General features: G+C 65.0%; 6 protein-coding genes and 1 pseudogene. 2 read left to right on the top strand and 5 right to left on the bottom strand.

Annotation, left to right across the window (positions count from 1 at the left end; translation table 11 throughout):
• A partial coding sequence (locus BST40_RS18105; protein WP_142276757.1) for a serine/threonine-protein kinase occupies nt 1-1,088 on the bottom strand: 1,088 nt, incomplete at its 3' end.
• Between the two features lie 132 nt (nt 1,089-1,220).
• Here BST40_RS18105 and BST40_RS18100 point away from each other — a divergent pair.
• A pseudogene (locus tag BST40_RS18100) lies at nt 1,221-1,643 on the top strand (aldo/keto reductase); the annotation flags it as partial.
• Between the two features lie 16 nt (nt 1,644-1,659).
• Here BST40_RS18100 and htpG read toward each other — a convergent pair.
• From htpG to BST40_RS18080, 4 genes are all read right to left on the bottom strand, one after another.
• Nucleotides 1,660-3,612: a molecular chaperone HtpG gene (htpG, locus tag BST40_RS18095; protein ID WP_083155028.1), complete on the bottom strand. Its 1,953-nt coding sequence runs from the start codon at nt 3,610-3,612 to the stop codon at nt 1,660-1,662.
• Nucleotides 3,613-3,852: 240 nt separating this feature from the next.
• The gene (locus BST40_RS18090; RefSeq protein WP_082275221.1) at nt 3,853-4,668 is read right to left on the bottom strand and encodes a methyltransferase domain-containing protein; all 816 of its coding nucleotides are present in this window, start codon (nt 4,666-4,668) and stop codon (nt 3,853-3,855) included.
• A complete protein-coding gene (locus BST40_RS18085) occupies nt 4,661-5,365 on the bottom strand; it encodes a TetR/AcrR family transcriptional regulator (RefSeq protein WP_075545438.1) in 705 nt (234 codons plus the stop codon). Before BST40_RS18085 ends, BST40_RS18090 begins: the two co-directional genes overlap by 8 nt.
• Nucleotides 5,366-5,417: 52 nt before the next feature.
• Nucleotides 5,418-6,431 carry a TIGR03617 family F420-dependent LLM class oxidoreductase gene (locus BST40_RS18080; RefSeq protein WP_075545437.1) on the bottom strand — a complete coding sequence of 338 codons (1,014 nt, stop codon included), beginning with the start codon at nt 6,429-6,431 and terminating at the stop codon, nt 5,418-5,420.
• Between the two features lie 156 nt (nt 6,432-6,587).
• Here BST40_RS18080 and BST40_RS18075 point away from each other — a divergent pair, with 156 nt between their 5' ends.
• On the top strand, nt 6,588-8,978 hold the full coding sequence (locus BST40_RS18075) for an ATP-binding protein (RefSeq protein ID WP_158006295.1): 2,391 nt from the start codon (nt 6,588-6,590) through the stop codon (nt 8,976-8,978).
• The last annotated feature ends 154 nt before the right edge of the window (nt 8,979-9,132 follow it).

The raw sequence follows: 9,132 nt of genomic DNA, 5'->3' as shown, positions 1-9,132 counted from the left end.
GTGGCTGCGGTGAGTACGAGTTCTCCGCGGGTCTGCTTGGCGGACAAGACGTTACGCAGTAACACCGCACCGCCACCCGCGGCTGCGACAAGCAGGACAACGAGGGCTGCGATCAGCCGGTTGTGTCTTACCCGGATGTTTTGTTGCGGGGTCGGGTCGTGCCGCGGTGCCTGCGGGCGTGGGCGGGTAGGGTCGACTGCCGCTGCGACGGTCGCGTCGGCGGGGGCGGAGTCGAGAGCGTGCTGTGCGTCGGCGGCCAGTGCGCCGCAGGTGGGGTACCGCTGGGTGCGGTCTTTGGCGAGGGCGCGCTGGATGACCTCATCCATAGCCTCGGGTATGCCGGTTTGCGGTGCGGCGGGGCTGTGGCTGGGACGGGGCGCGGGCAGCTGCAGGTGTGCGTGCATCAACTGTTCGGGAGTATGGCCTGGATAGGGTGTGGACCCGGTCAGCAGGTGGTAGAGGGTGCAGCCCAGCGCGTACTGATCGGCGCGGGCATCCAGGGTGATCGAGGGGTCGAATTGTTCCGGGGCGGCGTATTGCAGGCTGCCGTGGAACATGCCCGTCACGGTGAGCCCGGTGCGGTCATCGAGGGCTTTGGCGATGCCGAAGTCGGCGAGCAACACTCGTTCGGGCTCGCCTGCCGCAGGCCGGGTGAGCATGATGTTGGCGGGTTTGACGTCGCGGTGCAGCACGGCGGCGGCGTGGGCGAAGTCCAGTGCCTTGGCGGTCTCGGCGATGATCCGTACGGCCCGAGCGACCGGCAGGGGGCCGTCGCGCAGCGCCGCCGCGGCGTCGGAGCCGTCGATGTATTGCATCGCGATCCACAACTGCCCGTCCTGATCACCGCGGTCGTAAACGGCGACGATATTGGGATGGTCCAGGCGTGCGACGTGGTCGGCTTCGCGCAAGAAACGGGCACGCACATGGTCGTCGTCGCTCATGTGGCGCATCGGTAGCTTCAACGCGACCAGTTTCGGCAGATTGGGGTGGTGAGCCAGGTAGACCGCGCCCATTCCGCCTACGCCGAGCAGTCGCTCAATCCGATAGCCGGCGAAGACCTGACCCGGCCGCAACCGGTCTTGTGCCATGACCACCGCCTTGCCATGGGATGATTGCCCGCACCCATGGTCGCACCGAATCGAACGTGCCGACCTCAGTACGGTGGGAAACATGAAATATCTCGACGGCGACGGAATGGGAAAAGTTAGCCGTATCGGCGGCTCGGCAAAAGCGAACGGATCCTCGGCGAAGCACTCGGCGACCGCCGCGGCGAGGTCGCGGTGGCCAGCAAGATCTTCCCGGTCGCGCCGTTTCCCGCCGTCGTCAACCAGCGCGCGCAGGCCAGCGCCCGGCGGCTGCAGCTCGACCGCATCCCGCTCTACCAGGTTCACCAGCCCAATCCGGTGGTCCCCGATTCGGTGATCATGCCCGGAATGCGCGAGCTTCTCGACGGCGGCAAGATCGGCGCGGCCGGCGTGTCCAACTACTCGCTGGCCCGATGGCGCAAGGCCGACGCCGCGCTTGGCCGCCCGGTCGTCAGCAACCAGGTGCATTTCTCCCTTGCCCACCCGGGCGCGCTCGACGACCTGGTTCCGTTCGCCGAGCGGGAGAACCGCGGCGTCATCGCCTACAGCCCGCTGGCGCCGTCGCCGGCTAAAACTAAATCGTGCGGGTCAGCCGGCTGGCGAGTAGCTCCGCGAACCGCGCCGGATCCTCTGGCGTTCCGCCTTCGGCCAAAAGTGCTGTGCCGTAAAGTAATTCCGCGGTCTCCGGCAACGAGGGATCGTCACCGCGGTCTTGGTGTGCTTGACGCAGGCCGGTCACCAGCGGGTGATCGGGGTTGAGCTCCAAGATCCGCTTGCCGACCGGAACTTCCTGACCCGATGCCCGGTAGATGCGGGCCAGCGCCGGGGTGATCCCGAAGGCGTCGGTGATCAGGCAGGCCGGCGACTCAGTCAGCCGCGTCGACAACCGCACTTCCTTGACGTGTTCGCTCAAGGTCTCCTTCAGCCAGGTGAGCAGGTCGGCGAACTCCTTCTGCTGCTCCTCGCGCTCGGCCTCGCTCTGGTCCTCGGCGGAGTCCAGGTCCACCTCGCCTTTGGCGACCGACTGCAGCGGCTTGCCGTCGATCTCGCTGACCACCCCGACCCACACTTCGTCGACCGGGTCGGTGAGCAGCAGCACCTCGTAGCCCTTGGCTTTGAACGCCTCGAGATGCGGGGACCTCAGGATCTGCTGACGCGACTCCCCGGTGGCGTAGAAAATCTGCTCCTGGCCCTCCTTCATGCGCGACACGTACTCGGCCAGCGTGGTGGCTTCCTCCTCGCTGTGGGTCGAGGCGAAGGATGAGATCTGCAGCAGGGTTTCCCGGTTGTCGAAGTCCGACAGCAGACCCTCCTTGACGACCTTGCCGAACTGGGTCCAGAAGGTGCGATAGTCCTCCGGGCGCTCGCCCTGCAGGTCCTTGATGGTGGCCAGGACCTTCTTGGTCAGGCGGCGGCGGATGGCCTTGATCTGGCGATCCTGCTGCAGGATTTCTCGGGACACGTTGAGCGACATGTCCTGTGCGTCGACCACACCCTTGACGAAGCGCAGGTATTCGGGCATGAGCTGGTCGCAGTCGCCCATGATGAACACGCGCTTGACGTAGAGCTGGATTCCGAAGCTGGCATCCCGGTTGAACAGGTCGAACGGGGCGTGCTTGGGGATGAACAGCAGGGCTTGGTACTCGAAGGTGCCCTCGGCCTTCATCGCGATGACTTCCAGCGGGTCGTCCCAGGCGTGTGCGATGTGCTTGTAGAACTCCTGGTACTCCTCGGCGGAGACCTCTTCTTTGGGCCTGGCCCAAAGTGCCTTCATCGAGTTGAGGGTCTCGGTTTCGACGCCGACGGTCTCTTCGCCACCTTCGTCGTCGGGGGCGGGTGGGGTGCGCTTCTCGACCTCCATCCGGATGGGCCACGCGATGAAGTCGGAGTATTTCTTGACCAGGCTCCTGATCTTCCACTCCGAGGTGTAGTCGAACAGGTCGTTCTCGGCGTCTTCGGGCTTGAGGTGCAACGTGACCGACGTTCCCTGCGCAGCCCCGGCGGCTGCTGCGTCGACGGATTCGATGGTGTAGGTGCCGTCGCCGCTGGATTCCCACCGGGTGGCCTCGCTCTCGCCGGCCTTGCGGGTGAGCAGTTCAACTTTGTCGGCCACCATGAAGGACGAGTAGAACCCGATGCCGAACTGACCGATCAACTCCTCGGAGGCGGCGTCGTTCTTGAGGTTCTTGGCCTCCCTGAGTTGCTGTCGGAGCTCGGCGGTGCCCGACTTGGCCAGCGTGCCGATCAGGTCGACGACCTCGGCGCGCGTCATTCCGATGCCGTTGTCGCGAACGGTAAGAGTCCTTGCACCTTTGTCCACTTCGAGCTGGATGTGCAGATCGGAGGTGTCGGCGTTCAGTTCCTTGTTGCGTAAGGCTTCGATCCGCAGCTTGTCCAGCGCATCGGACGCATTAGAGATCAACTCCCGCAGGAACGAATCCTTGTTGGAGTACACCGAATGGACCATCAGATCCAGCAGTTGCCGGGCCTCCGCCTGAAACTCCAGCTGCTCGACATGCGCGTTCATGACATTCCTTCCGACGAGATCGCGTCTCGAATTTAGCGAGCCGCCAGCCGGCCGTGGGCTGGGGGTGTGCACCAACCCCTCGAAAGCGGGTGGCGATGCCGTTGTTCGCGCCGAGTTCCAGCGCAGTCGCACACCCGGTTTACTACCGGGTGTCGATGGCATCGCGATTCGGTGAGAAACTTGCCTGATCACAGGCCGCCTGAACCTTGTCATGTCGCTGATTAGGGCCGGGCCGGCCGATCAGTATGACCTCGCCCTCACGCAGCTGACATGACCGGATTCGCCTGTGAGCTGCCGGGTTTCGATGTCAGTAAAGCCGACCTGTCTCAGCATCCGGGCAAGGTCGTTGGCTCGGTACAGGCGATAGACGCCCAAGTCGAACCGACGGGGCGCGGCCGAGTCGCCGTCGCGGAAGGCGAGCACCACGCGCCCGCGGGGGCGCAGAACTCGAGCGATCTCGGCGAGTGTCGTGTCCGGCTGGGACCAGAAGTACACCGTGTGTACACCAACAACGGCGTCAACACAGCTAGTCGGTAGCGGCAGCGTGATCCCGTTTCCCCGCACCAGCTCGACGCGGCCTTCCTGGATCGCCTGGGCGTTGCGGCGACGAGCGGCGGTGAGCATGGTCCCCGAGACTTCGATACCGATGACCTTGGCGGCCCGTTGCGAAAGCAACTGAACAGTGCGCCCTGGTCCGAACCCAATCTCTAGGACGTGCTCGTGAACTTGCGGCGCGAGCAGGTCGATAGCGGCGGCGTTGACCGCTTTGGTCTCACTGACCCAGATGCGGCCCAGTAGACGCCCAAGCACGCCATGGGGTGCGGCGGCTTGCCGCGATAACACACCGGCGATCCAGCTGGCGGAATGAGTGGTGTTGTGAGCCATGCGCACTCCCGCGAAATAGGCGAGAACAGTACCAACCAGGGACATGCCGAACCCGACGCCGACAGCACCAAACGCTGCGATCCCCGCGGCGGGCAACACGAACCCGTATCCGATGACAGCGGTCGGCACCAAATGAGCGGCCAACGGAGCGAGCAGTGGGACGCTACGCATCGGGACGCCCCAGCAAGCCTCGAGTCAAAAGCCCAGCCAACGTGCCCGCAATGATGTCGTCGTCGGGCCACTGCACACCCGCCGGCGCCGGGTCCCACGGCATGTGTACCGCCCACAGCACGCAGGTCTCCACGATGGTGCGAGCGACAACGTCCACTGGCCCAGGCAGGTGCAGCGCACGACGCCGGAGAAGTTCGGTCAGCGCGCTGACCTGTCCTTTGCGGCCCTGGACAAACCAGACCGCGGCGAGTTCCGGCAGTTCCGGGGCACATCGATCCACGACCTTGACGCTGATCCGGTGGCGAGCAAGGCGCCGGTAGAGGTCGCCGATTATCTCGGCGACTTCTTGCTCGACGGGGCAGGTCGGCTGCTCGCTAGACAGGGCCTGCACCAGCCGCAGTTCGGCGACTTCCCGGCCTAGTCGTGTTGCTACCAGCCCCGCCAGCGCGCCATCACCCGGCGTGTGGATCGGAAAGTCGCCTTCGCTGGGCGCCGGCTCGATGCCATCTGCATAGCGCAGCACCGCGCCAAGCAGCGCGGCTTTTCCTTCCACATAGCCGTATAACGTCCCTTTCGCCACTCCCACAACGTCGGCTACGTCTTGCATCTGGGTGCTCCGGTAGCCATTGGCGACGAATGTGTCAGCCGCCGCTGAGATCAGCCGTGAGAACCGGTCGGCCGGCCGGGCGCGCACCATGGTCCGAGTGTAAATTGACTGACTTAGTCAGTCAACAGCGCTCGACGTCGAATCATCCCTGCATCCGACGGGCGACCTCGCCGTATCGCTCGAAGCGCTCCCGATCGCCTCGGGCGTTGTAGAAGACGAGGCGGTCGGTGACCGCGGCGTACTTGTCGGCCAGCGCGTCCGCCAACCCGTCCCAGGTCGACTCCGTGGCGAAGACCGCAATGTGCTCATCGGTGATCTGGCCGGCCATACCGGCGAAGTCACCGGCCTTCTGTTTCTCCCGGATCCGGGCGGTCGTGCCCTCGAATCCCGCTTCGTCGAAGATGAACGCATAGTTGGGTGTGCTGGCGTAGAAGGCGATGCTGGCTCGCACGGCTTCTCGTTCCTTATCACGCTCTTCGTCGCTGTCGCCGACAATCGTCAGCACGGGCACGATCAACGCGACGTCGGACGGTGCGCGACCCGCTCTTGCCGCGCCTTGGGACACGTTGGGCACAACGTGGCGGGCGATGTAGCCAGGCTCGCCAATCGGATGGACGTGTACGCCGTCGGCCACTTCCCCCGCCATCCGCAGCATCCACGGATTCACCGCCGAGATATCGATTTGGGGATCGGGGGCGTCGATGGGGCCCGGGCTCCACTGCGGCGTGATGAAGTCGAGGTCATAGAACTCGCCGTGGTGATCGAGCCTCCCGGTGCGGAAAGCGGCGAAACACGCCTTGACGGCCAGCACGTAGTCGCGCAACCGCGGCCCAGGCCGGTCGAACGCCGTCCCGTAGCGGTGCACGACGTGACGGCGCACCTGGGTGCCCAGGCCGAGCCGGAACTTGCCGCCGGTTGCGTCCTGAAGCTCCCACGCGGTGGCCGCAGTGACGAAGGGGCTCCGCGGGAAGGCCACCGCGACGCCGGTGGACAAGTCGAGGCCGGGAGCCGCCTGCGAGGCCACGGCGGCACTGAGATAGGCGGTGCGGCCCGCCTCGGTGAACACCAGGCCGGAGAATCCGGCCGCCTGGGCCTGCCGGGCCACTTCGCCCACCTCGCCTAATGGCTCGGGAAACGTCATCGCGTCGATGTGCATGGCGGGAGCCTACGTGCACGCTCTGCGGTACGGCTGCAGACGGATCATCAGCCGCTGCCGATCGACGGGCCGCGGCGGGATCGACGTTTCGGTTTGGCCGATTGGCGCCGTGGCGCGATAGTAGCGTTAGCGCGATGCGAGAACGTAGGTGCACGTTTGACTGAGGCTGTCGACTTCCGGCGGTTGTTCGAGTCGGCTCCGGGCCTGTTCTTGGTACTGGACCCTGACTTGAGGATCGTTGCCGTCACCGACGCTTACCTGCAGGCGACGATGACCGAGCGAACGCGGATTCTGGGGCACGTCATCTTCGAGACCTTTCCGGACAACCCCGATGACCCCAATGCCGAAGGAGTCCGCAACCTGCGGGTGTCGCTGGACCGGGTCGTACGCGATCGCGTCCCCGACGCGATGCCGGTGCAGCGTTACGACATTCGGCGCCCGGACGGGGACTTCGAGGAACGCTTCTGGAGCCCCACCAACTCACCGGTGCTGGACTCGGCCGGTGAGTTGCGCTACGTCATTCACCGCGTGGAGGACGTCACCGAGTTCGTCCGCCTGCAAGCATCCGACGCGGCGCAGCAGCAGGAGACGGCCGCGCTGCGCGCCACCACCCACCAGATGGAGCAGGAGGTCTTCGCGCGCGCCTACGAGGTGGCCGAGACAAGTCGAAAGCTCAAGGAGGCCAACGCCGAACTGGCCGATCTCTACGCACGGGCCAAGGAACTCGATGACCTGAAGAGCCAGTTCTTCGCCAACGTCAGCCACGAACTGCGGACTCCGCTGATGCTGATCCTGGAGCCCGCCCGCAGGCTGCTGGAATCGGCCGAACCACAGGAGCCCTCACGTGCCGATCTCGAGCTGATCGTCCGCAATGCCCGGTTGCTGCAACGGCACGTCAACAACCTGCTGGACGCTGCGCGGCTGGAAGCCGGTGCCGTCCAACCCAATTACGCGCACGTGGACGTCGCCGAGCATGTGCGACTGGGTGCCTCCCTGTTCGAATCGCTTGCCGTAGACCGTGACATCGAATTCAGCGTCAATGCAGACCAGCCCGTTACGGCGGAACTCGACCCCGAGCACTTGCACCAGATACTGGTGAATTTGTTGTCCAATGCTTTTAAATTCACCCGGCCCAGTGGCACCGTGCGGTGTTCGGTCTCGACGGATCCCGACCATCGAGTCATCATCGAGGTCGCCGACAGCGGCCCGGGAATTCCACACGAGCAGCGGGAGGCGGTCTTCGAAAGGTTCCACCAGGTCGAGGGCGGTCCCACGCGGGCGGTCGGTGGCACCGGGTTAGGACTGAGCATTGTCCGCGACCTGGTGGGATTGCACCGGGGCAGTGTCACGATCAGCGAAGCCCGCGAGGGTGGCGCGCTGGTAATCGTCGATCTTCCGCGACTCGCGCCCGCGGGTCTGCCGGTACAACCGGCCAGTCCCCGCGGCGACGAGCGCTCCAGCCCGGATCCCGCCGGCGCGATCGCCGAAATCACCGCGATCTCGACGACGTCAGCCCATGGTGAGCCCGATACCGCAGACTCCAAACCTGTCATCGTGGTCATCGAAGACAACGTCGACCTCAATGCCTTTGTGTGCCAGGCATTATCGCCGCACTATCGGGTCAAAGCGGCGTTCGACGGGCGGTCCGGATTAGAGCTGGCGCGCGCACACCGCCCGGACCTGATCGTGTGCGACATCATGATGCCACAGCTCAGCGGAGACGAACTGCTGCACCAGGTCCGCGCCGACCCGGTGCTGGCCAACACGCCGGTGCTGATCCTCACCGCCCGCGCCGACGACCAATCCAGGCTGGCATTGCTCCAAGCCGGCGCGAACGACTACCTGTCCAAGCCATTCCAGCTGGGCGAGCTGCGAGCGCGGGTGGACAACCTGGTGAATCTGCGCCTCGCCGAAGCACACACACGGACCTTACGAGTGGCGGCCGAGCGCGAACGCATCGCGCTGGAACTGCATCGCTCGGTGACTCAGCGGTTGTTTCTCATCAGCCTGCAACTCAGCGCAGTCTTGCCGCTGGCGCGAGTGCCGGCCGTCGCCGAACGCATCGGCGAGTCGGTCAGCGAACTCGACGCCGTCATCAACGACGTCCGCAACACCATCAACCAACTCGACATACCGACCGGCGACGAGACCAATTTTCGGCTACGCATGTCGGATCTACTCGGCGAAGTGGCCGAAGCTCTGGACGCCAGATTCCAGGTTTTCTTCACCGGCGCGCTGGACACCATCGACAGAGCCATCACGAGCGCGCTCTACGACGCGGTCCAGCAGCTGGTCACGGCGATTCTGCGGCATGCCATCGCCGACGAGATCGTCTTGCAGGCCACCTATGAGACCGACCTGGTGGTCACCGTGATCGAAAAATCCAGAACAGCCCCAAGTCCGACGGCGGCCACCGACCTAACGGCCCTACTCCCCCAGCAGCTTGCCGCGCGCGGCACACGACTGGAGATGACCACGCCGGACACCGGCGAGACGGCGTGGACCTGGACGGTGCCGATGGCTGTCACCCGGCCAGCGGACGACTGACCAGACCAGCATTTGCCGGTGCTGACGCCGTTGCGGCCGTCGTCCCGGGCATCGGCTCACCAAGTTGTTGGCGGAATACCGGGATATCAGTCACGGATAAGGATACGGTTTTGCCCCAACAGCGTGGACCAGAACTACGCGGCCAAAGCCGGGT

The organism is Mycobacterium persicum (assembly GCF_002086675.1).
GTDB classification, from domain to species: domain Bacteria; phylum Actinomycetota; class Actinomycetes; order Mycobacteriales; family Mycobacteriaceae; genus Mycobacterium; species Mycobacterium persicum.
The sequence above is the reverse complement of the archived record's forward strand: the minus strand, read 5'-3'. Positions and strand labels throughout refer to the sequence as shown.

Bases quoted from the DNA above. Each gene is read 5' to 3' on its own strand.
- htpG (WP_083155028.1), bottom strand. From the start codon at position 3,612: ATGAACGCGCATGTCGAGCAGCTGGAGTTTCAGGCGGAGGCCCGGCAA.
- BST40_RS18090 (WP_082275221.1), bottom strand. From the start codon at position 4,668: ATGCGTAGCGTCCCACTGCTCGCTCCGTTGGCCGCTCATTTGGTGCCG.
- BST40_RS18085 (WP_075545438.1), bottom strand. From the start codon at position 5,365: ATGGTGCGCGCCCGGCCGGCCGACCGGTTCTCACGGCTGATCTCAGCG.
- BST40_RS18080 (WP_075545437.1), bottom strand. From the start codon at position 6,431: ATGCACATCGACGCGATGACGTTTCCCGAGCCATTAGGCGAGGTGGGC.